The following is a 23740-nucleotide window of genomic DNA, read 5'->3' as shown; positions in this document are numbered from 1 at the left end:
GCCGCGCAGATGCTGTCCGCGGTTTAGCGGCAGGAAACCCCGCCGCGATCGATCTCGCGGCCAAGCAGCGCGCCGGCGCCGGCGCCCAATATGGTTTCGAAGGTGCTCGAACGGCCGGACGCCAGCGAATTGCCGAGCAGGCCGCCGATCGCGCCACCGATGATCAGGCCGGTGGTGCCGTCCTGGCGGCGGCAATAATAGCGGCCGTCATTTCCGCGATAGATCCGGTCGTTCCGGCCCAGGCGGCGCGGCTGGTAATAACGGCCGTCGCGATAATAGCGGGCCGCGTCATAGCCGCGATAGCCGCGCTCGGGGCGGTTATAGTCATAGTCGCGATAGCGGCGCCAGTCGCGGTTGGCCTGGCGGCGGTCGCGTCGCGCGTCGCGCACGTCTTCGCGATAGTCGCGCTGTGCCTCGCGCACGTCGCGGCGATATTCGCGTTCCGCCTGTCTCGGCGACTGCGCCAGTGCCGCAGCGGCGGGAACGACGAACGCCAGCATGATCGACGCTAGAACGAGTTTCTTCATCTTATCCTCCTTCATGTTCACCCTCCGGCGGAACGGGTATTCAGCGTGCTGCGCGAAATGTGAATCGCGCAGCACGCTGAAGCTATTTGTAGCCGCATCGTGCGGAGAACCGGTTCCCACTTTTCCGCACGATGCTCTAAAACGGACAGACGCAGCGAGAGTTTCGTGAACGAAAAACTACCGCCCGTTCATATGACAGACAGGGAGGGGGGGGGCGATGGCGAAGGACGAGCGGATCGACGCCTATATCGCGCGCCAGGCGGACTTCGCCCGCCCGATCCTGACGGCGCTGCGCGACGCGGTGGCGCGGCACTGCCCCGATGCGCGAGAAACCATAAAATGGGGATCCCCGGCCTGGACCTATCGCGAAAAGCTGTTGTGCAGCATGGCCGCGTTCAAGGCGCATGCGACCTTCGGCTTCTGGCGCGGCGCGGAAGTGACGGGCGAAACCGGGCGCGCGTACGATGCGATGGGGCAGTTCGGCCGGATGACCACGCTGGACGATCTGCCCGACGACGCCTCGCTTGGGCGATTGATCGGCCGCGCGGCGGATCTGATCGACAGCGGCGGCAGCGTGCCCCGAACGCTCAAGCACCCAAAGCCCGAGCTGATCGTGCCGCCGGCGCTTGCCGCCGCGCTGGAGGGTGCGCCGGAAGCGGCGAAGACGTTTGCGGCGCTGAGCCAAAGCCACAGGCGCGAATATGTCGAATGGATCACAGAGGCGAAAAGGGACGGGACGCGCGACCGCCGCATCGCGCAGGCGATCGCCTGGCTGGCGGAGGGCAAAAGCCGAAACTGGAAATATGCGCAATGCTGACCCGCGCCATGCGGGGGGATCCGCTGCGCTACATGCGGATATAGCGGCGCTTGCGCTTCAGGATGGCGGGCTTCGGCATGCGGATGTCGAGGAGCGGCGCCGCGGAGGCGATCGGGGCGCTCCGGCGTTCCTCGCAATCCTCGGTACTGGAGCGCGTCGTGGAAGAACGCGCGGCGGTCGCGTCATCGGAGCACAGCAACACGATCGGTGCGAACGCAGTCGCTGCGATGATGAGAGCGGCCTTCCCCATGTCCCCAACGTTGCCCTAGCGAAACTTTACCGGAGATGAATGACGGACCGGGACGTTACGTCATCCAGCGAAAAATAGCTACTGCGGACCGCGCGAAATGTGATCGCGCGGCAAGAGGAATCTTCGCCTTTCCGGATGATGTTCAGGAAACGAGCTTGGGCCGCCGTTCGCGCTTCGCCGGTGCAGCGCCCGTCACCGCCAGCACGGCGCGAAGCTTGTGCAGGTCGATCTCCTGCTCGAATTCCGCGCCGATCTGGCCCTCTCGCGCCCAGGCCACGCGCGCGCCGACCGTGCCGAGCGAGGGCAGGCGGACGCGGACATGATCGCCGGGTTCGAATTCGCCGCTGGCATCCGCCATGAAGCCGAGCGTCGAGATGTTGCGGATCACCACGTCCAGCCCATGATGGCCCGACGCGCGCAGGGTGGTCGAAACCTCCACCGCTTCGCGTTCGGCACGCCGCCGATTGGACGCGGGAATGTCGACGGCCATCTTCGCTGCGATATGCATGCGGCTACTCCATTTGGGCGCGCCGAGGCTAAGCGCGAGGAGTAAAGATTAGGTAAGGATCGGCGGCGCACCCTTGTCGTCTCGACGCGGGCGCGGGGGGTGATTAAGGCGTAACGGGCAGGGGGCGATATGCGGCGTTTTTTGGGCGAAAGCCGGAAAATGCGTCGGTTTGATTCACTCCGGCGCGTGGATGGTCTAGGCAGGAATCGGGCTTTGCCCCTATCGATACGGCATTGACCGGCGCGGACCGTTCGGCCCGAAATGGTCACGGTCCGTCGAAACAGGAATCGGGAGCGTAAATCTATGGACATGTTGGTTTCCACCGAATGGCTGGCGGGCGAACTGGGCGCTCCCGATCTGCGCGTCGTGGACGCCACCTATTTCCTGCCCGGCGGCGGCGATGCCGCCGCGCTGTACGAGGCGGCGCATATTCCCGGTGCCGTTTACATGGATCTGGAAAATCTGATCGACACCAATACCGATCTGCCCAACATGCTGCCGCCGGCCGAGAAGTTCGCCAGCCGCATGCAGTCGCTGGGGCTGGGCGATGGCAGCCGCATCGTGCTGTACGACGATTCCTCGCTGCACACCGCGGCGCGCGCCTGGTGGATGCTCAAGCTGTTCGGCGCGCACCATGTCGCGGTTCTCGACGGCGGCTTCGCCAAGTGGAAGGATGAGGGGCGCGAGGTCGCGAGCGGCAAGGAAAAGCTGCGCCACCGCCACTTCACCGTCTGGAAGGACGATGCGACGCTGCGCACGCTCGATCAGATGAAGGATGTCGTCGCGTTCGAGAAGGAACAGATCGTCGATGCCCGCGGCGCCGCCCGCTTCACCGGCCAGGAGCCCGATCCGCGCCCGCGCACTCATGCCGGCCATATCCCGGGATCGAAGAACCTGCCCTATGGCAACATGTTCGAGGCGGATGGCCGCTGGAAGAGCCCGGAGGGGATCCGCGCGGCGTTCGAGGCGGCGGGCATCGATCTCGAAAAGCCGGTGGTCACCACCTGCGGATCGGGCATCACAGCATCGGTGCTGTTCTTCGGCGCGGTGCTGGCGGGTGCGCAGAAACTCTCGCTCTATGACGGTTCGTGGAGCGAATGGGGCGCCGATCTCACCACGCCCAAGGCGACGGGCCAGGCGTGAGCGGGAAGGGCGATGCGAAGGCGCATGGCGATGCGACCCGGCTCGTCCAGGCCGGGCGTCGCCCGGAATGGACGGGCGGCGTGGTCAATCCGCCCGTCTGGCGCGCTTCGACGATCCTCTACGACACTGTCGGGGAGATGCGCGCGCGCAATCGCGATACGCATCACAAGCTTTTTTACGGCCGGCGCGGCACGCCGACCCAATGGTCGCTCGCCGATGCGCTGACCGAGATGGAGCCGGGCGCCGAAGGCACCTTGCTCTATTCCTCGGGCGTGGCGGCGGTCACCACCGCGCTGCTCGCGGTGCTCTCGCCCGGCGACGAACTGCTGATGGTCGACAGCGCATATGATCCGACGCGCGCTTTCTGCAACGGCCTGCTTCGTCGCTACGGCGTCACGACGCGCTATTACGACCCGATGATCGGGGCTGGGATCGCCGATCTGATCGGCGAGAAGACGCGCGCGATCTTCATGGAAAGCCCCGGCAGCCTGACCTTCGAAGTGCAGGACGTGCCGGCCATCTGCGCCGCCGCGAAGGCGCGGGGCGTGGTGACGCTGATCGACAATACCTGGGCGACGCCCTTGCTGTTCCCCGCGATCGGCCATGGCGTGGATATCTCGATCCTGGCCTGCACCAAATATATCGTCGGCCATTCGGATGCGATGCTGGGATCGGTGACGGCGAACGCCGAATATTGGCCGGCCGTGCGCAACACCACCTATGCTCTTGGCCAGCATGTCGGTCCCGACGACGCCTGGCTCGGCGCGCGCGGATTGCGCACGCTCGCGGTGCGGATGGAGCGCCACCAGGCCAGCGCGCTGGCCGTCGCGGAATGGCTGGCGGAACAGGCGGATGTCGCCTCCGTCCTGCATCCGGCCTTGCCCGGTTGCCCGGGGCACGAGATATGGCGCCGCGATTTCTCCGGCGCGGCGGGGCTGTTCGCCTTCACGCTCGCGGATGGCGACGATGCGGCGCGCGCCGCCCTGATCGACGGGCTGGAACTGTTCGGCATCGGCTATTCCTGGGGTGGCTATGAAAGCCTTGCCATCCCCGCGGATCCCGGCCCGCTTCGCACCGCGACGCCATGGATGGCGGCCGGGCCGCTCGTTCGCCTTCAGATCGGACTGGAGGATCCGGCCGACCTGATCGCCGATCTTGCCGCCGGGCTCGATCGCTTCCGGGCGGCGCGCGGATGAGCCAGGCGCGGATCGGCGTCGCGACGATCGGCCGCTGGCTGATTGGCCTGATGGTTCTCGCGCTGATGCTCGTGCTGTTTTCGGGGCAGGTGCCCGCGCTCGATCCGGTGATCGTGATGATGGACCGGATCGGGTTCGAGGCCGGCCGCTATCGCGTGTCGCTGCTCAGCGGCAGCCGGCTCGTCGTCATCGGCATCGCGCTCTATGTCGGCGTGCGGCTGACCCATCGCCTGCTGCGCCGCTATATCCGCCGCACCGACGCGCTCGACGCGACGCAGCGCCTGCTGGCCGAAAAGATCGTCGGCATCGCGCTGGTCGTCGCCGCCTTTTTCGTCGGCATAGACCTGCTCGGCATCGATCTGACCGCGCTCGCGGTCTTTTCCGGCGCGCTCGGCCTCGCCGTCGGCTTCGGCCTGCAAAAGACCTTCGGCAATCTGATCGCCGGCATCATCCTGCTGATGGATCGGTCGATCAAGCCGGGTGACGTGATCGTGGTCGGCGAGAGCTTCGGCTGGGTGAACAAGATCGGCATCCGCGCGGTTTCCGTCGTCACGCGCGACGGCAAGGAACATCTGATTCCCAACGAGAATCTGATGACCCAGGAAGTGGAGAACTGGTCCTATTCCAACCGCAACGTCCGCATCCATATTCCCGTCCGGGTGGCCTATGGCTGCGATCAGGATCTCGTGCAGAGATTGATGATGGACGCGACGCGGGAGGCGCCGCGCGTGCTGGATGATCCGGCGCCCAATGTGTGGATGCTGGCGTTCGGCGAGAACGGCATCGAATATGAGATACTGGTCTGGATCAGCGACCCGGAAAGCGGCGTCACCAATGTGAAGTCGGACGTGCTCATCCGCCTTTGGCGGCTGTTCCGCGAGAATGATATCGAGGTGCCGTTGCCGCAGCGCCAGATCACGATGCGATCGACCTCGCCGGTTTGAGGCCGAGGGGCGGGCAGGTGGTCCCACCCGTCTCCGCATCAACTCAGCTCAGCAGCATTTCCATGCGACGGATCGAACGCGCCATCTCGCGAGCCAGGTGCGCGGCCGCGCCTGCCACCATGGCGCCGGCGCCGCGTCCGGCGATCAGCGCGGAGAGCCCATCGGCGGCATAGGCCGCGGTTTCCCCGGCCAGTGCGTCGAAGCGCCGCTGCACGATCGACGAAGCATGATCATAGCGTCGGTCCAGATCCTCGGCCGTCGCGCCGTTGTCGGGCGCGTTGCCCGCCAGTTCGTCCACCAGCGCACGGATCGCGCGGAGCTGCGCGATCTGTTCGGCCGGCGCGGGCCGTGCCTCGATGGTCGGGGAATTGCCGAGATTGGACATGGTGCAAATCCTATCCCGGCCAGTCCTAACAAAGGCTTATCCCGTTGACCGGGGCTGGTGTTGCGCTGCCGCAACAGGCGGGGCCGATCGCTGCCAGCGTCCGCACAATAATCTTGTGCACCGCAGCACAATCCGCCATCTTTCGATCGTTCCCAAGGTAATTCGCTCCGGTTTTTCCAGAGAAGCGAAGCCGGGAACGCAGGCGGGACGACGCATTGAACCAGAAAGGAACATCATGCGCACGTCCATCACCGGCCTCACGGCCTTGGCTATCGCCATGCTCGCAACCCCTGCCTTCGCGCAGGACGCACCCGAGGAAGAAAGCAGCATAACGCTTTCGGGCAGCGCGACATTGGTCTCCGATTATCGTTTCCGTGGCATCTCGCAGACCGACAAGGAGTTCGCCGTGCAGGGCGGCTTCACGGTCTCCCATGATTCGGGCCTCTACGCCACGGTCTGGGGGTCCTCGATCGACGATTATGTCGCGGGCGGCGGCGACCAGGAAATCGATTTCATCGTCGGGTGGAAGAAGACCTTCGAGGGCGGCACCACGCTCGATATGGGTGTTCTTTATTATTACTACCCCGGCGCCGAGGACATCGTGCCCGGCTATGACAGCGACTTTTTCGAGCCCTATATCTCGGTCTCGCACACATTCGGCCCCGTCACCGGCAAGCTGACCGCCAATTACGCGCCCAAGTCCAACGCGCTTTCGGTAGGCGCCGGCAAGGAAGACAATCTCTATCTGGCGGCGGACCTGTCGGCGGGCATTCCAAACACGCCCCTGTCGGTGGCGGCGCATTTCGGCCACAGCTTCGGGCCGAGCTTCCTGACGATCGGCAAGGAATATAGCGACTGGAGCGTGGGCGCCACCTACGCCTGGAAGAACCTGTCGTTCGGCCTGTCCTATGTCGATACCGACGGTGCGTCGTTCAACGCGATCAGCGGCAAGAACATCGCCAAGGCGGGCGTCGTGGCATCGGTCGGCGTATCATTCTGACGGGGCATTGATCCGCCGCGCGGGTGGCCGGCGACGGTCGTCCGGCGGCGCGATCACAAACACTTGCGAACCGGCTGTGATTGAACGTAATTACAGCATGTTCCGGAAACCGGTCGCGCATCGCCGCGACAGGGATCCACGAGTTGGGGGGAGCCTGATGTCCGGCTCGCGCGGGGACGTGTCACGTCTTGTGTCGCGGCGGTCAGGCTCAACAGGGGGGAAGGGGCCGCGTACCGGGGGGTGCACGGTCCCTTTTCACATCATCGGACGATGAAAGGCGCGCCGGGCACCCGGCGCGGCGATTATTGCGGCGTCTTGGCGCGCGCGTCCTGGCCATCGCCTTCGGGCGCGGCGATGATGTCGCGCGTCACGGCGCCCTTGTCGACCACATCGGTCTTGGGATCGCCGACGTCCGAACGGATGCCCGCCGAGGAACGCGCGCCGCCCGCCTGGCTGACGACGCCGCTTTCGGCCGCGCTGCGCGCCGAAGGCCCGCCGAACATCGCCTGAAGCGCCTGGGTGCTCGAATCCGCCTCCACCGCGCGGGGCGCGCCGGGGGCCGGCGGCACCAATGCGAAATCGGGCGGAATCACCAGCGGCGCATTGCGCGTGACGGCGAATTCATCGGGGCGTTCACGGTCCAGATAGCCGCTCGATCCGCACGCGGACAGGCCGGCCAAGGCCATCCCCAGAGTTGCGATCAATGCCGGCTTACGCATCCACAGTCTCCGTACCATTCGCCGCATCCCCGGCCTTGTCGCGCACCAGCAGCGCGCGCACGAGCAGGATGAGCACACCGATGGTAATAGCAGCATCGGCGACGTTGAAAATCAAAAAGGGACGGATCTCGCCGAAATGGAGATCCGCGAAATCGACGACATGGCCGAAGCGCACGCGATCGACGATATTGCCCAGCGCACCGCCCAGCACGAGCCCCAGGCCCAATATATCGGCGCGGCGCTTCTCCTTCCACATCCACACCGTCACGCCCACGCTGATCGCGATGGTGAGGGCGACGAGCCCCCAGCGCATCGCCTCGCTGTCGGCGCGCAGGAAGCCCATCGAGACGCCGTAATTCTCGACATAGGTGAGGTTGAAGAAGGGCAGGATCTCCAGCGACTTGCCATAGCCGTCCACGCCCAGCGGGCCGGTGACGACATATTTGACGAGCTGGTCCGCGACGAAGATCGCAAACGCCAGGATCAGGCCGAGACGGCGATGGGAACGGATGGCTTCGGTCATCGGAAACCCTTTACTGCCATTCCCGCGAAAGCGGAAACGGGAGATGTCGGAAGGGGGGAACCGGCCGATCCCCGCCACAGGGATCAGCCATTCACCACCGTTTCGCAGCGCCCGCACAGATCGCCGTCCTCGGTGACCTCGGGCAGGTGCCGCCAGCAGCGCCCGCACTTCGCCTTTTCGGTGCGCTCGACCGAAACCGCGTCACCGGCGGTGGCGCTGGCGACGATGCAGATCTCCGCGAAATCCTCGGCCGAGAGGCCCGCGAGATCGGGAACGATCACTTCGGCCTCCAGGCTGGAGCGGACGACCTTGTCGCGGCGCAGCGGTTCGATCGCCTCGGTCACGCTTTCGCGGCGCGCGCGCACCGATTGCCATTTGGCGCCCAGCGCCGGATCGGCCCAGCCGGCATCGACCTCCGGCCAGACGAGCATGTGCACCGATCCGTCCTCGTCGGGGAAGCGGCTCTGCCAGACTTCCTCGGCGGTGAAGGGGATGATCGGCGCCGCATAGCGCACCAGCGCATGAAACAGCCTGTCGAGCACGGTGCGATAGGCGCGCCGCTTCGGATCAGACGGCGCGTCGCAATAGAGGCAGTCCTTGCGGATATCGAAGAAGAAGGCCGACAGGTCCTCATTGGCGAAATCGGTCAGCGCGCGGATATAGCGGTTGAACTCGAAGCCGTCGGTGGCGGCGCGCAGATCGGCGTCGAGCGTCGCGAGCAGGTGCAGCGCATAGCGTTCGAGCTCGGGCATCTCGGCGACCGGAACCGCCTCCGCCTCGGTGAAGCCGTCGAGCGCGCCGAGCAGGTAGCGGAAGCTGTTGCGGAGCTTGCGATACGCGTCCGACGTGCCGGCCAGGATCTCCTTGCCGATGCGGACATCCTCGAAATAATCGACAGATGCGACCCACATGCGCAGGATGTCCGCGCCGCTCTCGCCGATGATCTTGAGCGGATCGACGACGTTACCAAGCGACTTGGACATCTTCTTGCCCTGGCCGTCGAGCGCGAAGCCGTGCGTCAGCACCGCGTCATAGGGCGCGCGGCCACGCGTGCCGCTCGATTCGAGCAGCGAAGACTGGAACCAGCCGCGATGCTGGTCCGATCCCTCGACATACAGGTTGGCGCGAACGCCCTCGCCATAGCGTTGCTCGACCACGAAGGCGTGCGTCGAGCCGCTGTCGAACCAGACGTCGAGAATGTCGGTGATGACCTCGTAATTGGCGAGATCATAATCGGGGCCGAGCAGGGCCTGATGGTCCGCCTGATACCAGGCATCGGCGCCGCCGGCGATGAACGCCTCGACGATGCGGGCGTTGACCCGCGTGTCGACCAGATATTCGCCGGTCTGGCGATGGACATACAGCGCGATCGGCACGCCCCAGGCGCGCTGGCGGCTGATTACCCAATCCGGGCGCCCCTCGACCATCGCGTTGATGCGGTTGCGCGACTTTTCCGGCACCCAGCGCGTGTGCGCGATCGCATCGAGCGCGATCTGGCGCAGCGTCGCGCCATTGCCCTGGGCATGGCCCAGAACAAGCCCCTCCCCTTCAGGGGAGGGGTTGGGGTGGGGAACGTCCAGCTCCACGACGGGTGTCGACTCCCCCACACCCTGGCCCTCTCCCCTGAAGGGGAGAGGGGAACTCGGCCGATCCATCGGGATGAACCATTGCGGCGTGCAGCGGAAGATGATCTTCGCCTTGGACCGCCAGCTATGCGGATAGCTATGCGAAAAGTCGTCGGACGCGGCGAGCAGCGCGCCGGCCGCGCGCAGATCAGTGCAGATCGGGCCGTCCGATGCGACGAACTTCTTGTTGATCACGCTGCCCTGGCCGCCCAGCCACAGCCAGTCGGGCCGGTACATGCCGGCGTCGTCGACCGCGAAGACCGGATCGATGCCGTTTTCCTTGCAGAGCAGGAAATCGTCCTCGCCATGATCGGGCGACATATGGACGAGGCCGGTGCCCGCGTCGGTGGTGACGAAATCGCCCGCCAGGAAGGGGCGGGGCTTGGCGAAGAAGCCGCCGAGATGATGCATCGGATGGCGCGCGATGGTGCCAGCGAGATCGGCGCCCTTGATCCGCGTCGTGGCGGCGAGCGTCAGGCCCGTCCGCGTCTGGAAGGTTTCCGCCAGTTCCTCGGCGATCAGGAACCGCGCCCCGGACTCCGGCGCCGTGTAGACGCCGTACTGGATCTCCGCCCCAAAGCTCAGCGCCTGGTTGACCGGGATCGTCCAGGGAGTCGTCGTCCAGACGACGGCCTGCACGCCGATCAGTTCGGGGATCGCGCTTTCGACAATCTCGAAGGCAACATCGATCTGCGTCGAGACCACGTCTTCATATTCCACCTCGGCCTCGGCGAGCGCGGTCTTCTCTACGGGCGACCACATCACGGGCTTGGCGCCGCGATAAAGCTGTCCGGTCTCGGCGAATTTGAGCAGTTCGCCGACGATCGCGGCCTCGGCCTCGAACTTCATGGTCAGATAGGGATCGTCCCAGTCGCCCATGACGCCCAGCCGTTCGAACTGCCCGCGCTGCACCGCGACCCATTTTTCGGCATAGGCGCGGCATTCGGCGCGGAATTCGGCCGGGGGAACCTCGTCCTTGTTCAGCTTCTTCTTGCGATATTCTTCCTCGATCTTCCATTCGATCGGAAGGCCGTGGCAATCCCAACCCGGAACATAGGGCGCATCCTTGCCCAGCAGCGACTGGCTGCGGACGACGATGTCCTTCAGCACCTTGTTCATCGCATGGCCCATATGGATGTCGCCATTGGCGTAGGGCGGGCCGTCATGCAGGATGAAGCGCTCGCTGCCGGCGCGCTGGGCGCGCAGCTTGCCGTAGAGGTCGATCTTCTCCCAACGCGCCTGAATCGCCGGTTCCTTCTGGGCCAGTCCGGCCTTCATGGGGAAATCGGTCTTCGGCAGGAAGACGGTGTCGCGATAGTCGGGTTTTTCGGTCATACGGCGCGGTGCCTAGCCGAAGCGCGGCACAAAGAAAATCCTCCAGAACCTATCTGGTCAGGATTTCGCGGGCGGCCGCGCAGTCGCGCTCGATCTGCGCGATCAGCGGCTCCAGCCCGTCGAACTTCATCTCGTCGCGCATGAACCGGATCAGTTCGACTTCGATCATCTGCCCGTACAGGCTTTCGTTGAAATCGAAGAAATAGGGTTCGAGCAGTTCCTTGGGCGGATCGAAGGTGGGGCGGATGCCCAGATTCGCCACGCCGTCCAGCACGCGCCCGTCGGGCAGGCGGCCGCGCACCGCGTAGATGCCGTAGCGCGGCCGCAGATAGGGGCCGAGCGCGATATTGGCGGTGGGGTAGCCGATGGTGCGGCCAAGCTTGTCGCCGTCGATCACCACGCCTTCGATCGCGAAGGGGCGCGTCAGCAGCCGCGCGGCCGTGGCGCAATCCCCGGCCTGGAGCGCCTCGCGAATCCGGCTCGACGAGACCGGCGCGTCGTCCAGGCCCACCGGCCCCACGGTTTCCGCGATCATGCCCAGCGCGGCGCCAAGCTCGGCGAGCTTGCTCACATCGCCGCTGCGGTTCTTGCCGAAAGTGAAGTCCTGCCCGGTCACCACCGCGGCGGCGCCGGCATCCTCGACCAGGATCGCCGCGAATTCCTCGGCGCTCTTCGCGGCCAACGCGGCGTCGAACGCGAAGACCAGCATCGCGTCCGCGCCCGCCGCCGCGAACAGCCGTTCGCGCTGGTCGAGCGTGGTCAGCCGAAAGGGCGCGGCATCGGGCCGGAAGAAGCGAACGGGATGCGGATCGAAGGTGGCGACAAGCACCGGCCGGCCCTCGGCCCGCGCACGCGCGACAGCACGCCCGACCACGGCCTGGTGGCCGAGGTGGAAACCGTCGAAATTGCCCAGCGCGATCACGCCCCCGCGAAATTGCTCGGGAACGGGCCGCTCACCCGAAAGCCGCTCCATCACCCGGCCTGTAGCGGGCAGTGTGGCGGGTATCAATGGTTTGCCGGGAGCAGGACCATTCTGCGGAGTCAGGCGCGGAGGGGGGCGTCCCACCGTTTGCTTCGAGCGCAGGTTCGAGCTTGTCGAGAACCGGAGTCGAGAAGGCGATCAATATCGCGCGCTTCTCGACGGTCGCGTCTCGACAGGCTCGACGCAAACGGGTTTGGGGCGGATCGTCGGCTATTGTGCCGGAAGCGGCGTGAGGCCCTGCGCCAGCAACCGCAGCACGTTGCCGCCCATCACCGCGCGGATCTCATCATCGGTGAAGCCGCGATCGACGAGCGCCTGGGTGATCGCGGAAAGCTGGCTAGTATCCCAGCGCGTGGTGACCGCGCCGTCGAAATCGCTGCCCAGGCCGACATGCTCGATGCCGACGAGATCGCGGACATGCGCGATCGCCTTCGCGACCGCCTGAGCGCTGGTGTCGCAGATCGCGGCATCCCAATAGCCGATGCCGATCACCCCGCCGGTGCGCGCGACGCCACGAATCTCGTCATCGGTCAGATTGCGGTTGACCTTGCAGGTCGCCTGCACGCCGCCATGGCTGGAGACCACCGGCCGCTTCGCCATCGCCAGGATCTCGGCGACGGAGGCATGGCTGGCATGCGCGATGTCGACCACCATGCCGCGCGCTTCCATCATGCCCACCACCTGCCGGCCGAGCGGGGTGAGCCCGCCCTTTTTCAGGCCATGCATCGATCCGGCGAGCTCATTGTCGAAGAAATGGGCGAGCCCGGCCATGCGGAAGCCGGCCTTGTAGAGCGTGTCGAGATTCTCCGCCTTGCCCTCCAGATTCTGAAGGCCCTCGATCGACAGCAGCGCCCCGGTGACGGGGCCGCCGGCGCGACGGTCGGCAAGCAGGCGGGTGACGTCGGCGCCGGTGCGGACGATGCGCAGCCGCCCGCCGGTCTTCCGTTCGGCCTCGCGCAGCTTCTGCGCGTGCCACAGCGAGCGCTGGAGCAACGACGTCCAGGTGCGCGGCGGCTGGAGCTGGGCGATGGTCAGCATCGTGATATTGTCGGTATCGGCGCCGTTCGCGTCGTAATTCTGGTTCTTTGGCGATTTGGTGACCGACGAGAAGACCTGAAGCGCGACGTTCCCCGCTTCCAGCCGGGCGAGGTCGACCTGGCCCTGCTTGCTCGTGTCGGTCAGGCTGCGCTTCCACATCAGCGTGTCGGCGTGAAGGTCCGCGATCTGGAGCGATTTGTGGAGCGAGGCGGTATGCGGCTCCACCGTCGGCAGCGGGCCGGGAACCAGCTTGTTCATGCTGCGCTCGAGCATGCCGGGCGCCACGCCGAACAGCCCGATCGCGGCGATGACGAGCAGGACCGCGGCCCCGATGCCGATCCGGCGGATCATGCGCGGACCAGGGTGACGAAGCTGTATGCGGGACGGCCGCCTTCGGCCTCATGGCGTTCGCGGCGCAGTTCGCGCCATTCCGGACCGGGATAATCGATCATCGCGTCCCCCTGCGCATCGATATGGACTTCGGTCAGCTCGATGCGATCGGCGCGCGGCAGCAGCAGCCGATAGATCTCCGCGCCGCCGATCACCGAGACATGCGGCGCGTTGGCGAGCTTCAGCGCCTCGTCGACGGTGCCCGCGCGCTCGGCTCCGTCCTCCTGCCAGTCCGGATCGCGGGTCAGCACGATATGCCGACGATCGGGCAGGATGCCGGGCAGGCTGTCGAACGTCTTGCGCCCCATGATCATCGGCGCGCCGACGGTCAGCGACTTGAAGCGGCGAAGATCGGCGGGCAGGTGCCAGGGCAGGGCGCCGTCACGGCCGATCACGCCATTGTCGGCGCGGGCGAGGATCAGGATGATCTCGGGATGGGCGGTCACGCGGCTACAGGCCCTGACGGCGCGGGAAAAAGGGGGTTCGGCATCGGCTAGACCGCCACCGGCGCCTTGATGTGGGGATGCGGCTCATAGCCGACGATCTCGAAATCCTCATATTCATAGGCGTCGATCGTCTCCGGCGTGCGCAGGATATGCAGCGCGGGCAGGGGGCGGGGATCGCGGGCGAGCTGTTCGCGCGCCTGATCGAGATGGTTGAGATAGAGATGCGTGTCGCCGCCCGTCCAGACGAAGGTGCCGGGCTTCAGCCCGCACTGGTCGGCGAGCATATGGGTGAGCAGGGCATAGCTGGCGATGTTGAAGGGCACACCCAGGAACACGTCGGCGCTGCGCTGGTAGAGCTGCAGGTTCAGCCGTCCGTCCGCCACCTGGGTCTGGAACAGGCAATGGCAGGGCGCCAGCGCCATGCGATCGACCTCGCCCGGATTCCACGCCGTCACGATCTGGCGTCGTGAACCCGGATTGGCGTTGATCTGGTCGATCAGCGCCTTGATCTGGTCGATATGGCGGCCGTCGGCGCTTTCCCAGTCGCGCCACTGCTTGCCATAGACGGGGCCGAGATCGCCATTCTCGTCGGCCCATTCGTCCCAGATGCTGACCCGATTCTCCTGCAGCCAGCGGACATTGGTGTCGCCCTTCAGGAACCAGAGCAGTTCGTAGATGATCGAGCGCAGATGCAGCTTCTTGGTGGTGAGCAGCGGGAAGCCGCGCGAAAGATCGAAACGCATCTGGTGGCCGAACACGGCAAGCGTGCCCGTACCGGTGCGGTCGTCCTGCCGGGTGCCTTCGTCGAGGATTCGGCGGAGGAGGTCGAGATAGGCCTGCATGGTCGCCAGACTTATGACGGGCGATCACCGCCTCGCCAAGCCCCCTGCGACATCCATCGACGGTTCGGGCGTATCAGGCCCCGCGGCTCAACCCTTGCAGGCCGTGATCGTCTCGGGTTGCGGGCGTTCGCCCGATGCCTCGAACTGCGCGATATAGCCGTCCACGGCCGGAAGCGGCGTCTTTTCGACGAGCTTGTAGCCGACCGCCGCGAACTCGCAGGTCAGCAGTGCGATCGGCGTGCCGTGATTGGGCGTCGGGCGCTCTGCATCGACCACGATCACGCGCCCGCCCTTGCTCAGCGACGGACGCATCCGCCACAGGAACTCATAGGGCTGCTCGATCTCGTGATACATATGGACCATGAAGATCCGGTCGAAACTATGTTCGGGCAGCTTCGGATCGGCCGGTTCGCCCAGGCGCACGCTGACATTGTCGAGCCGCTCGCGCGTCACGCGCTCGGCCAGCGCATCGCGCACCTGCGGCACGATATCCTCGGCCAGCACCCGGCCCTTTTCGCCGACGCGCTGCGCCAGGCGAATCGTGTAATAGCCTTCGCCCGCGCCGATATCGGCGACGGTCATGCCCGGCTTTATGCCGGCCAGGTCCATCACCGTACCCGATTCGTTGACGCGGTCGCGCGCTTCCTCGGTCGAGAAGCGGCTGGCGGTGATCGGCGCGACCGGACGATCAGCCGCCGGGAATTCGGGCGTCTGCTCGCTCGGCTTGCACGCGGCAAGCATCAGGAAAAGCGGCAGAGCCCGCCTCAATCCACATCCTCCACGTCCACCGTCTCGCCGGTCACGCGTTGCGACAGCGCCGCCGCCATGAACGGATCGAGCGCGCCGTCGAGCACGTCGTCGGGCGCGGTCGAGGTGACGCCGGTGCGCAGGTCCTTCACCAGCTGATAGGGCTGGAGCACATAGGAACGGATCTGATGGCCCCAGCCGATCTCGGTCTTCGCCGCATATTCGCCGCTGGCGGCGGCCTCGCGCTTCTGCAACTCGGCCTCGTACAGGCGCGCGCGCAGCATGTTCATCGCGGTCGCGCGGTTCTTGTGCTGCGAACGGTCGTTCTGGCTGGCGACGATGATGCCCGTCGGGATGTGGGTGAGGCGCACCGCCGAATCGGTGGTGTTGACGTGCTGGCCACCCGCGCCCGATGCGCGATAGGTGTCCATCTTGATGTCGCCCTCGTTGAGCTCGATCTCGATATTGTCGTCGATCACCGGATAGACCCAGACCGACGAGAAGCTGGTGTGGCGCCGCGCCGACGAATCATAGGGGCTTATCCGCACCAGCCGGTGCACGCCGCTCTCGGTCTTGGCATAGCCATAGGCGTTCTCGCCCTTGATCTGCAGCGTCGCGGACTTGATCCCGGCCTGTTCGCCGGCCTGATATTCGACCAGATCGACCTTGAAGCCGCGCTTTTCGGCCCAGCGCTGATACATGCGCTGCAGCATCTCCGCCCAATCCTGGCTTTCGGTGCCGCCTGCGCCCGCATGGACCTCCAGATAGGCGTCGTTGGCGTCGGCTTCGCCCGCCAGCAGCGCCTTGATCTTGTCCTCGTCGGCGCGCGCCGAAAGGGCGGCCAGGCCGACGACGCCTTCGTCGACAAGCGCGCTGTCGCCTTCGGCCTCGGCCATTTCCATCAGTTCGATGGTGTCGCTGAGTTCGGTTTCGATCGCGCGCGTCGCGGTGATCGCCTCGTCGAGCCGGCGGCGTTCGCGCATCACGTCCTGCGCCGCCTTGGGGTCATCCCAAAGCGTCGGGTCCTCGACGCGCGCGTTCAGCTCGTCGAGTCGGCGCAGCGCGCGATCCCAGTCCAGAAAACGGCGGAGAAGCGCGAGCGCGTCGTTGATCTTGTCGGCATGTGCCTGCGCTTCGGCGCGCATTTCGAAACTCCAATGACTTGCGATACCTTCCGGCTGCACCGGAATGACGCCGTGGGTTAGTAAATCCCGTCCTGCCTTTGCAAGAACTCGCTGTCGTTGCGTGGCCGGGCGGCGGCTCCGGCGGTGGCGGGATCCTTCTTCTTGTCCTTGGCGATCTCGTCGCGGCGGATCGACCGGCGCGGCTCGCTTTCGGGCTTGAACGCTTCCCAGATCACCGCAGGCTTCGGATCGTCGCCCGACGGCCATGCGCCGAACACCTTGCGGCCCGAGCGCCGGTCGATCCGCACCATGCGGATGCCCGGCGGCGCGCGGAAGGGCACGACCGCCATGTCCTTGAACGCCTTTTGCGCGAACGCCTTGAAGATCGGCGCCGCCATCGTGCCGCCCTGGGCATGGCCGCCCATCGAGCGGGGCTGGTCGAAGCCCATATAGACGCCGGCGACGACATCGGCGGAGCCGCCGACGAACCAGACATTGGTCGGGCCGCTGGTCGTGCCGGTCTTGCCGAAGATCGGGCGGTTGAGCTCGCGCAGCGTGGTCGCGGTGCCGCGCTGGATCACGCCTTCCAGGATATGGACCATCTGGAACGCCGTCATCGGATCCATGGCGAGCTTGGTCCGCGCGGGCGGGCGCGGCATCGCCTTGCCGTCCCAGTCCTTGGCGCTGCAACCCTCGCAGGGGCGCGTGTCGGCGCGGTAGATCGCCTTGCCGTGGCGATCCTGCACATAGTCGATCAGCGTGGGGGTCAGCGCCTTGCCGTTGTTGGCGAGGATCGAATAGGCGTTGGTCAGGCGCAGCACAGTGGTGTCGCCGGCGCCGAGCGCTACGGCCAGCACCTGCGGATACGCCTTGCCGGGCAGGCTGACGCCCAGCGCGGCCGCCATCTTCACCACCTTGTCCATGCCCGTCTGGCTGGCGGCGCGGACGGTCATCAGGTTGCGCGACTGTTCGATGCCCCAGCGCATCGTCTGCGGGCCGGCGCCGGCGCTGCCGCCGAAGTTGCGGAAGCATTTCTGGCCCAGCCGCGCGCCCTGATAGACGCAGAAGGGGCCGTCGACGATGATCGATGCCGGCGTCATGCCCGAATCGAGCGCGGCGGCATACGCGATCGGCTTGAAGGTCGATCCGGGCTGGCGCTCGGCCTGTGTCGCGCGATTATAGCTTTGCAGCCGCGCGTCGAAACCGCCCTGCATCGCGAGGACGCGGCCGGTGTGCGGATCCTCGACCACCATGCCGCCCGAGACTTCGGGGATGTTGCGCAGGCCCCAGACATTGCCTTCGGGCGCGACCGCGATCAGGTCGCCCGGGTTCATCACCGAAAAGGCGGTTTCGGCGGTGCCGCGCCTGGGCATCGACGCGAAGCCCGCGGGCAGCGTGCCCGTCGCGCCGTCCGAAAAGCCGATTTCGGCGGCGGCGGCCGATTTGGAGATGATGACGGCGATCCGCCAATCCTTGTAGTCGACGCCGATATTGCGCAGCGCCAGATTGGTCCGCCAGCGATCGCCCACCTCGATCTTGTCGATCGGGCCGTGCCAGCCGCGCCCGCCGTCATAGCGGATCAGCCCGGCGCGCAGCGCGTCCTGGGTATATTCCTGATAGGCGGGATTGAACGACGTGCGCACCCACAGGCCGCCGCCATAGACGCTGTAGGGGTTGCGGCCGCCATCGGCGTTCTCGCCATATTTGTCGATGAGCTGGCGGCGGACCTCTTCCATGTAATAGCCGCCGACATATTCGTAACGCGCCCCGATATTGGGGCGGATGCCCAGGGGCGCGGCCTGCGCGGCGAGCATCTGTCCCTCGGTGATGAAGCCGTTGCGCTTCATTTCGGAGAGCACGAAATTGCGGCGCGTGGTCGCCTTGGCGGTATCGCGGCTATAGGTGGAGGGCGCCTTGGGCAGGATCGCCAGGAACGCCATTTCGGGCAGCGTCAGCGCTTCCACATCCTTGTCGAAATAGGCGCGCGCCGCGGCCTGCACGCCGAAGCTCTGCCGTCCCAGCGCGATCTGGTTCAGGTAGAGTTCCATGATCTGCTGCTTGGTCAGCACCGATTCGATGCGCTTGGCGAGGATCGCTTCCTTCACCTTGCGGACATAGCTGAGTTCGTTGGTCAGCAGCAGGTTCTTGGCGACCTGCTGGGTGATCGTGGAGGCGCCGACGGGCCGTCCGTCGCTGGTGATGTTGTTGATGATCGCCGCGACGATGCCGGGATAATCCAGGCCGCCATGCTCGAAGAAGGTGCGATCCTCCGCCGCCAGGAAGGCGCGGACAAGCAACGGCGGATATTCGGCGTAGGAAAGCTGGACGCGGCGTTCGCGGGCATAGCTGTGCACCGGCGTGCCGTCGATCGCGCGGACATTGGTCGGCAGCGGCGGTTCATAGGTCAGCAGCGTTTCGGCCGAGGGCAGGTTGCGCGCGAAGATCAGCCAGATCAGCAGCCAGCCGAGCAGCGCCAGCAGCGCGAAGGCGAGCAGCCACTGCACCCAGCGCTTGCGGCGCCAGCGCGCGAGCAATGCCCATGCGCCGCTCGCCTCACGCCGGAGTCGATAGCTGAAATTCTGGTCCGAGGCCTCGGTCATGCCTGACCGGCTCTAGCAAAGATTCGCCGCTATGCCAGCCGGGCTGCGCGCAATTCGGCGCAGCGATAGGCAATTCGACGGCGGAAACGTGACTCCGATCGGTCAGCGCGACGCCAGTTGACGGGCGAAATGCGTCTCGATCGCGCGCGCGGCGCCCGTCGCGATGCGCTTGCGACCGTCGCTGGAGAACAGGAACTTCATATCGGCTTCGTTGCTGAGATAGCCGGTTTCGAACAGCACCGAGGGAACGTCGGGCGCCTTGAGCACGATCAGCGAGGCGAAGCGGTGATAGTCGCTGCGGAAGGGGACGAGCGGGGCCGCCTCGCGTTTCAGCAGCGTCGCGAATTTCGACGAGATGTTCATCGTCTCGCGCTGGGTCAGGTCGATCAGGATCGAGCTGACGTCACTCGTCGCGCCACCCAGGTTGACGCCGTTCAGGATGTCCGCCTTGTTCTCGCGCGCCGCCAGCCGCGCCGCCTCGCGGTCGGACGCGACCTCGGACAGCGTATAGACGGTGGCGCCGGTCGCCTGCTCGTTGCCCGCGCTGTCGGCATGGATCGAGATGAACAGGTCCGCGTTCAGCCGCCGTGCGATCTCGTAGCGCTGGTTGAGCACGATGAAGCGATCGTCCTCGCGCGTCAGCGCGACGCGGACGCGGCCGGACGAGACCAGTTCGTCGCGGATGGCGCGGGCGATGGCGAGCGTCGCGTCCTTTTCGCGCGCGCCGCCGTGCGGAGAGATCGCGCCGGGATCATGACCGCCATGGCCGGCGTCGATCACCACCAGCGGTCGTCCGTCCGGCCCCTGGATGCGCGGCAGCGACAGGCGCTTGGGCGGATCGAGCGGGATGGTGACCGAATAGCGCCGCTTCGGCGGCGTGTTCATGGCGAGCTGCGTGCCCTCGACTTCCCAGCGGCTGCGTCCGGCGCGCGCGGCGCGCGTGAATTCGGACTGTTCCACGGATTTGAGCGACAGGGTGAGCGTGCGCCCGTCCGAGCCGAATCGCGCGTCGGAGATCAGCGTCGGGCTGGCGAGGTCGAGGACGATGCGCGCGGTGTCGCCATTCTGACGGCCCTGGCGCACCTGATCGATCGGGCCGCCCGCCGTGGAAACGGAGCCCGGCTCCACGCCCGGAATGTCCACCGCCAGGCGGCGCGGGCCGTCGAGCGCGAAGGTCGATGCCCGCTCGATCGCTTCGTCGAAACTCAGCACCACCGCGTCGCCATCGACCGCGATGCTCTGCACGCGCGCGGCCTCCGCCGTTGGCGCGAACAGGGCTGCGAACAGGAAAAGCGCGGCGGTCATGACGCCATTGTGCCAGCTCGGCCTGGGGCCGGTCCATACCCTCGATATACGCAACTGGTTTCCACCCTTGGTCCACACCTGTTCGCAGACCTAGGAAAAACGCCTCAAATGACGGTGAAAGAATATGATTAACGGGCTGTTAGTCATTGATGGGGCAGGAGGTGTCCGGCGGCGAACTTGCTTTTTGTTGCTCCGGGGGAGCGCGGGTGCTAGCGAAGTGTCGCCGGATGCGGGACAGGTTCCCCGCTGGCTTACGCATGTCGCTCGAAGGGGCGATATTAACAGGTTGACGCTGCATGAGGCATTTCTCCCCTGCTCCGCATTTCGCCGAAAGGATCGGCGATGCGTTGCCGCTGTGGGGGGTTCCGGTCCGACTGGCCGGACGTGTCGACGCAGCAGAGGCACATAATTTCATCACATCAACCCGGATGCCCGCGACAGACCGACCGGCATCCACATTATTTGGCGCGCCGCGGCCCGAGCGGGACCGCACATGGCGCGCCCGGAGATTTTTCAATGACAACGCGCATGCTGATCGACGCGCGCCACCGGGAGGAAACCCGCGTGGCCGTCGTCAAGGGACACCGAATCGAGGAGTTTGATTTCGAATCCGCCGAGCACAAGCAGCTCAAGGGGAATATCTATCTCGCCAAGGTGACACGCGTCGAACCGTCGCTTCAGGCGGCGTTCGTCGATTATGGCGGCAATCGCCACGGGTTCCTCGCGTTCAGCGAGATCCATCCGGACTATTATCAGATTCCGAAGGAAGATCGCGAGGCGCTGCTTCGCGAGGAGGCCGAGCACGCCGCCGAGGAAGAGGCGCTGCGCGCCGCCCAGGCCGAGGAATATGACGACGATTATGACGGCGAGGGCGAGGATGGCTCTGGCGTCGAGGTCGTCGAGGCGATCGACCATGGCGACGAGGGCGACGGCGAAGCCGCCGATAGCGAAAGCGAAGGCGAGGCGCGTCCGCGCCGCCGTGGCAAGGCCATAGACGACGGCGCGGTGGAATCGCTTCGCCAGAAGCGCATGAACCTGCGCCGCCGCTACAAGATCCAGGACGTGATCCGGCGCCGCCAGGTGCTGCTCGTCCAGGTCGTGAAGGAAGAGCGCGGCAACAAGGGCGCGGCGCTGACCACCTATCTGAGCCTCGCCGGCCGCTATTGCGTGCTGATGCCCAACACGTCGCATGGCGGCGGCATCAGCCGGAAGATCTCCAATGCCGGGGATCGTAAGCGCCTGAAGACGATCATGGCGGAGCTCAAGCTGCCGTCGACCATGGGGTGCATCGTGCGCACCGCGGGCCTTCAGCGCACCAAGACCGAGATCAAGCGCGACTTCGACTATCTCGCGCGCCTGTGGGACGAGATTCGCGAAAAGACGCTGCAATCGACGGCGCCCGCGCTCGTCTATGGCGACAGCGACCTGATCAAGCGCGCGATTCGCGACATCTACAATCGCGATATCGAGGAAGTGATCATCGAGGGCGAGGAAGGGTACCGCGCCGCGAAGGACTTCATGAAGCTGCTGATGCCCAGCCATGCCCGGCGGGTGAAACCCTATTCGGACGCGGTGCCGCTGTTCCAGCGCAACGGCGTCGAGGATCAGCTCGCCGCGATGTACCATCCGACGGTGCAGCTCAAATCGGGCGGCTATCTGGTCATCAACCCGACCGAGGCGCTCGTTTCGATCGACATCAACTCGGGCCGCTCGACGCGCGAGCATGGCATCGAGCAGACCGCCGTCGCGACCAATCTGGAAGCGGCGCACGAGATCGCCCGCCAGCTCCGCCTGCGCGACATGGCCGGCCTGGTCGTGATCGATTTCATCGACATGGAGAACAACTCCAACATCCGTAAGGTCGAGAAGGCGATGAAGGCCGCGCTCGCGAACGATCGCGCGCGCATCCAGGTCGGCCGGATCAGCTCGTTCGGGCTGATGGAGATGAGCCGCCAGCGCCTGCGCACCGGCGTGCTGGAGGCATCGACGCGCCAGTGCCCGCATTGCGAAGGCACCGGCCTGGTCCGCACCGCGTCGTCGGCGGGCCTCTCCGCACTGCGCATGCTGGAAGACGAGGCCGCGCGCGGCCGCGGCAGCAAGCTGACGCTCCGCGCCAGCCAGGAAGCCGCCGTCTACGTGCTCAACCGCAAGCGCGCCGAACTCGCCGAGATCGAGGATCGCTATGGCGTGACGATCGACGTGCTGCCCGATGGCGAGGCGGAAGGCGCGCGCATGAGCGTCGAGGCCAGCGGCCCGCCGCCCGAGCACGCGCCGCGCTTCGCGCCGGTGGTGATCGAGGACGAGGACGACGATCTGCCGATCGAGGACGAGATCGACGAGGAAGAGGAAGCCGAGGCCGAGGAACGGCGTGAGAGCCGCGAGGAGCGTGGCGATCGTGAAGGCGGCCGCCGCCGCCGCCGCCGCCGTGGCCGTCGCGGCCGCCGTGACGAGGAAGGCGAGGGCCGCGATCGCGAGGCGGATGCCGGCGAACATCAGGGCGAGTCCGACGAAGCGGACGAAGCGGGTGAGCGCGATCAGGACGCGCAGGACGCCGATGTCGATGCCGATGTCACCGCCGAAAGCGATGACGGATCGGACGAGGGCGGCAAGCGCCGTCGCGGCCGTCGCGGTCGTCGTGGCGGCAAGCGCCGTCGTGAAGGTGGCGCGGCGATCGACGGCGGTGATGCCGAGGCACAGGCCGAGGAAATCGAGGCCGAGGTCGAGATCGCTGAGGTCCAGGCCGTCGATGAGGTCGCTCCCGAACCCGTCGCGGAGGCGCCGGCCGAGAAGCCGAAGCGCACCCGTCGCAAGAAGGCCGAGGTTCAGGCCGAACCCGTCGTCGAAGCGCCGGTCGCTGAGGAAGCGGCCGTCGAGCCCGCTCCTGTCGAGGCGCCGGCCGAGAAGCCGAAGCGTACCCGCAAGAAGGCAGCGCCCAAGGCGAAGGCCGCCGAGCTCGTTGAGCCCGAGGCACCCGCACCCGAGCCCGAGCCGGTCGCCGAGGCTCCTGCCGAGGAAGCGGCGCCGGCAAAGCCCAAGCGCACGCGCAAAAAGGCCGCTGTCGCGGCCGAGGCGACGGCGGTCGAGGCGGTGACCGCCGATGCCGTCCCGGCCGATGCCGATCAGCCGCTTGCCGCGAACGACGCGGGCGATACGCCCCGGCGCGGCTGGTGGCAGCGGACGTTCGGCGGCCAGGAGTGATCCGGGCCGCGGAGCGCATGCGGACGCGCTGAGGCCGTGAGGCCAGGGCGCGTCTTCAGCAGGGGTTCAGCCGCCGGGGGCAAGGAACGGGTGGCC

Annotated in this window: 21 protein-coding genes; 6 read left to right on the top strand and 15 right to left on the bottom strand. The window is 66.3% G+C overall.

Features of this window, described 5'->3' with window-relative positions:
- Positions 1 to 23: 23 nt before the first annotated feature.
- Entirely contained in the window at positions 24 to 527 is a 504-nt protein-coding gene (locus K7G82_RS26655) for a hypothetical protein (RefSeq protein ID WP_222993016.1), read from the bottom strand.
- Between the two features lie 217 nt (positions 528 to 744).
- On the opposite strand from K7G82_RS26655, the gene K7G82_RS26650 reads away from it, so the two are divergent.
- Positions 745 to 1344 carry a YdeI/OmpD-associated family protein gene (locus K7G82_RS26650; RefSeq protein ID WP_222993014.1) on the top strand — a complete coding sequence of 200 codons (600 nt, stop codon included), beginning with the start codon at positions 745 to 747 and terminating at the stop codon, positions 1342 to 1344.
- Between the two features lie 28 nt (positions 1345 to 1372).
- Here K7G82_RS26650 and K7G82_RS26645 read toward each other — a convergent pair whose 3' ends face one another.
- Both K7G82_RS26645 and K7G82_RS26640 read right to left on the bottom strand, forming a co-directional pair.
- The gene (locus tag K7G82_RS26645; protein ID WP_222993012.1) at positions 1373 to 1594 is read right to left on the bottom strand and encodes a hypothetical protein; all 222 of its coding nucleotides are present in this window, start codon (positions 1592 to 1594) and stop codon (positions 1373 to 1375) included.
- A 142-nt stretch (positions 1595 to 1736) separates the two neighbouring features.
- A complete protein-coding gene (locus K7G82_RS26640; protein ID WP_222993010.1) occupies positions 1737 to 2102 on the bottom strand; it encodes a PilZ domain-containing protein in 366 nt (121 codons plus the stop codon).
- A gap of 303 nt (positions 2103 to 2405) precedes the next feature.
- Here K7G82_RS26640 and sseA point away from each other — a divergent pair, with 303 nt between their 5' ends.
- Genes sseA through K7G82_RS26625 form a run of 3 tightly spaced genes read left to right on the top strand, consistent with a single transcriptional unit; the run spans position 2406 to position 5385 of the window.
- Entirely contained in the window at positions 2406 to 3245 is an 840-nt protein-coding gene (sseA, locus tag K7G82_RS26635) for a 3-mercaptopyruvate sulfurtransferase (RefSeq protein WP_222993008.1), read from the top strand.
- Entirely contained in the window at positions 3200 to 4441 is a 1242-nt protein-coding gene (gene metC / locus K7G82_RS26630) for a cystathionine beta-lyase (RefSeq protein ID WP_222993007.1), read from the top strand. Before sseA ends, metC begins: the two co-directional genes overlap by 46 nt.
- Positions 4438 to 5385, top strand: a complete 948-nt coding sequence (locus tag K7G82_RS26625) for a mechanosensitive ion channel family protein (RefSeq protein ID WP_425517311.1) — start codon at positions 4438 to 4440, stop codon at positions 5383 to 5385. Before metC ends, K7G82_RS26625 begins: the two co-directional genes overlap by 4 nt.
- A gap of 43 nt (positions 5386 to 5428) precedes the next feature.
- Here the strand turns inward: K7G82_RS26625 and K7G82_RS26620 are convergent, their stop codons facing one another.
- On the bottom strand, positions 5429 to 5770 hold the full coding sequence (locus K7G82_RS26620) for a hypothetical protein (RefSeq protein WP_222993003.1): 342 nt from the start codon (positions 5768 to 5770) through the stop codon (positions 5429 to 5431).
- Positions 5771 to 6005: 235 nt separating this feature from the next.
- On the opposite strand from K7G82_RS26620, the gene K7G82_RS26615 reads away from it, so the two are divergent.
- The gene (locus tag K7G82_RS26615; protein ID WP_222993001.1) at positions 6006 to 6770 is read left to right on the top strand and encodes a TorF family putative porin; all 765 of its coding nucleotides are present in this window, start codon (positions 6006 to 6008) and stop codon (positions 6768 to 6770) included.
- Between the two features lie 302 nt (positions 6771 to 7072).
- Here the strand turns inward: K7G82_RS26615 and K7G82_RS26610 are convergent, their stop codons facing one another.
- The 11 genes from K7G82_RS26610 to K7G82_RS26560 form a co-directional block, all read right to left on the bottom strand.
- Positions 7073 to 7489 (bottom strand): DUF3035 domain-containing protein, encoded by a 417-nt coding sequence (locus K7G82_RS26610; protein WP_222992998.1) that lies wholly within the window; start codon positions 7487 to 7489, stop codon positions 7073 to 7075.
- Positions 7482 to 8012 (bottom strand): signal peptidase II, encoded by a 531-nt coding sequence (lspA, locus tag K7G82_RS26605; protein WP_222992996.1) that lies wholly within the window; start codon positions 8010 to 8012, stop codon positions 7482 to 7484. The genes K7G82_RS26610 and lspA overlap by 8 nt, the downstream gene beginning before the upstream one ends.
- Positions 8013 to 8095: 83 nt before the next feature.
- Positions 8096 to 10972 carry an isoleucine--tRNA ligase gene (ileS, locus tag K7G82_RS26600; RefSeq protein WP_222992994.1) on the bottom strand — a complete coding sequence of 959 codons (2877 nt, stop codon included), beginning with the start codon at positions 10970 to 10972 and terminating at the stop codon, positions 8096 to 8098.
- Positions 10973 to 11021: 49 nt separating this feature from the next.
- Positions 11022 to 11945, bottom strand: a complete 924-nt coding sequence (locus K7G82_RS26595) for a bifunctional riboflavin kinase/FAD synthetase (protein WP_222993076.1) — start codon at positions 11943 to 11945, stop codon at positions 11022 to 11024.
- A gap of 219 nt (positions 11946 to 12164) precedes the next feature.
- Positions 12165 to 13343 carry a dipeptidase gene (locus tag K7G82_RS26590; RefSeq protein ID WP_222992992.1) on the bottom strand — a complete coding sequence of 393 codons (1179 nt, stop codon included), beginning with the start codon at positions 13341 to 13343 and terminating at the stop codon, positions 12165 to 12167.
- Complete coding sequence (locus K7G82_RS26585; protein WP_222992989.1) at positions 13340 to 13828, bottom strand: dihydrofolate reductase; 489 nt, start codon at positions 13826 to 13828, stop codon at positions 13340 to 13342. Before K7G82_RS26585 ends, K7G82_RS26590 begins: the two co-directional genes overlap by 4 nt.
- A gap of 47 nt (positions 13829 to 13875) precedes the next feature.
- The gene (locus tag K7G82_RS26580) at positions 13876 to 14670 is read right to left on the bottom strand and encodes a thymidylate synthase (protein ID WP_222992987.1); all 795 of its coding nucleotides are present in this window, start codon (positions 14668 to 14670) and stop codon (positions 13876 to 13878) included.
- 87 nt (positions 14671 to 14757) lie between these two features.
- Positions 14758 to 15411: a class I SAM-dependent methyltransferase gene (locus K7G82_RS26575; protein WP_222993074.1), complete on the bottom strand. Its 654-nt coding sequence runs from the start codon at positions 15409 to 15411 to the stop codon at positions 14758 to 14760.
- 23 nt (positions 15412 to 15434) lie between these two features.
- Positions 15435 to 16562 (bottom strand): peptide chain release factor 2, encoded by a 1128-nt coding sequence (gene prfB / locus K7G82_RS26570; protein WP_222992985.1) that lies wholly within the window; start codon positions 16560 to 16562, stop codon positions 15435 to 15437.
- Positions 16563 to 16618: 56 nt separating this feature from the next.
- Complete coding sequence (locus tag K7G82_RS26565; RefSeq protein WP_222992983.1) at positions 16619 to 19141, bottom strand: penicillin-binding protein 1A; 2523 nt, start codon at positions 19139 to 19141, stop codon at positions 16619 to 16621.
- Between the two features lie 102 nt (positions 19142 to 19243).
- Positions 19244 to 20494, bottom strand: a complete 1251-nt coding sequence (locus tag K7G82_RS26560; RefSeq protein WP_425517313.1) for an N-acetylmuramoyl-L-alanine amidase — start codon at positions 20492 to 20494, stop codon at positions 19244 to 19246.
- Positions 20495 to 20962: 468 nt separating this feature from the next.
- On the opposite strand from K7G82_RS26560, the gene K7G82_RS26555 reads away from it, so the two are divergent.
- Positions 20963 to 23644: an Rne/Rng family ribonuclease gene (locus tag K7G82_RS26555; protein WP_222992981.1), complete on the top strand. Its 2682-nt coding sequence runs from the start codon at positions 20963 to 20965 to the stop codon at positions 23642 to 23644.
- The last annotated feature ends 96 nt before the right edge of the window (positions 23645 to 23740 follow it).

The organism is Sphingomonas colocasiae, assembly GCF_019880585.1.
In the GTDB taxonomy this organism is placed as follows: Bacteria; Pseudomonadota; Alphaproteobacteria; order Sphingomonadales; family Sphingomonadaceae; genus Sphingobium_A; species Sphingobium_A colocasiae.
Note: the sequence above shows the minus strand (reverse complement) of the source record. Positions and strands in the feature narration are given on the sequence as shown.

Excerpts from the sequence above, each read along its gene's own strand:
- K7G82_RS26580 (WP_222992987.1), bottom strand. The coding sequence starts at position 14,670 with ATGCAGGCCTATCTCGACCTCCTCCGCCGAATCCTCGACGAAGGCACC.
- K7G82_RS26645 (WP_222993012.1), bottom strand. The coding sequence starts at position 1,594 with ATGGGGAAGGCCGCTCTCATCATCGCAGCGACTGCGTTCGCACCGATC.
- K7G82_RS26650 (WP_222993014.1), top strand. The coding sequence starts at position 745 with ATGGCGAAGGACGAGCGGATCGACGCCTATATCGCGCGCCAGGCGGAC.
- sseA (WP_222993008.1), top strand. The coding sequence starts at position 2,406 with ATGGACATGTTGGTTTCCACCGAATGGCTGGCGGGCGAACTGGGCGCT.
- K7G82_RS26565 (WP_222992983.1), bottom strand. The coding sequence starts at position 19,141 with ATGACCGAGGCCTCGGACCAGAATTTCAGCTATCGACTCCGGCGTGAG.
- ileS (WP_222992994.1), bottom strand. The coding sequence starts at position 10,972 with ATGACCGAAAAACCCGACTATCGCGACACCGTCTTCCTGCCGAAGACC.
- K7G82_RS26655 (WP_222993016.1), bottom strand. The coding sequence starts at position 527 with ATGAAGAAACTCGTTCTAGCGTCGATCATGCTGGCGTTCGTCGTTCCC.
- prfB (WP_222992985.1), bottom strand. The coding sequence starts at position 16,562 with ATGCGCGCCGAAGCGCAGGCACATGCCGACAAGATCAACGACGCGCTC.
- lspA (WP_222992996.1), bottom strand. The coding sequence starts at position 8,012 with ATGACCGAAGCCATCCGTTCCCATCGCCGTCTCGGCCTGATCCTGGCG.
- K7G82_RS26620 (WP_222993003.1), bottom strand. The coding sequence starts at position 5,770 with ATGTCCAATCTCGGCAATTCCCCGACCATCGAGGCACGGCCCGCGCCG.
- K7G82_RS26555 (WP_222992981.1), top strand. The coding sequence starts at position 20,963 with ATGACAACGCGCATGCTGATCGACGCGCGCCACCGGGAGGAAACCCGC.
- K7G82_RS26640 (WP_222993010.1), bottom strand. The coding sequence starts at position 2,102 with ATGCATATCGCAGCGAAGATGGCCGTCGACATTCCCGCGTCCAATCGG.
- K7G82_RS26625 (WP_425517311.1), top strand. The coding sequence starts at position 4,438 with ATGAGCCAGGCGCGGATCGGCGTCGCGACGATCGGCCGCTGGCTGATT.
- K7G82_RS26590 (WP_222992992.1), bottom strand. The coding sequence starts at position 13,343 with ATGATCCGCCGGATCGGCATCGGGGCCGCGGTCCTGCTCGTCATCGCC.
- K7G82_RS26575 (WP_222993074.1), bottom strand. The coding sequence starts at position 15,411 with ATGCTTGCCGCGTGCAAGCCGAGCGAGCAGACGCCCGAATTCCCGGCG.
- K7G82_RS26615 (WP_222993001.1), top strand. The coding sequence starts at position 6,006 with ATGCGCACGTCCATCACCGGCCTCACGGCCTTGGCTATCGCCATGCTC.
- K7G82_RS26595 (WP_222993076.1), bottom strand. The coding sequence starts at position 11,945 with ATGGAGCGGCTTTCGGGTGAGCGGCCCGTTCCCGAGCAATTTCGCGGG.
- K7G82_RS26610 (WP_222992998.1), bottom strand. The coding sequence starts at position 7,489 with ATGCGTAAGCCGGCATTGATCGCAACTCTGGGGATGGCCTTGGCCGGC.
- metC (WP_222993007.1), top strand. The coding sequence starts at position 3,200 with ATGGGGCGCCGATCTCACCACGCCCAAGGCGACGGGCCAGGCGTGAGC.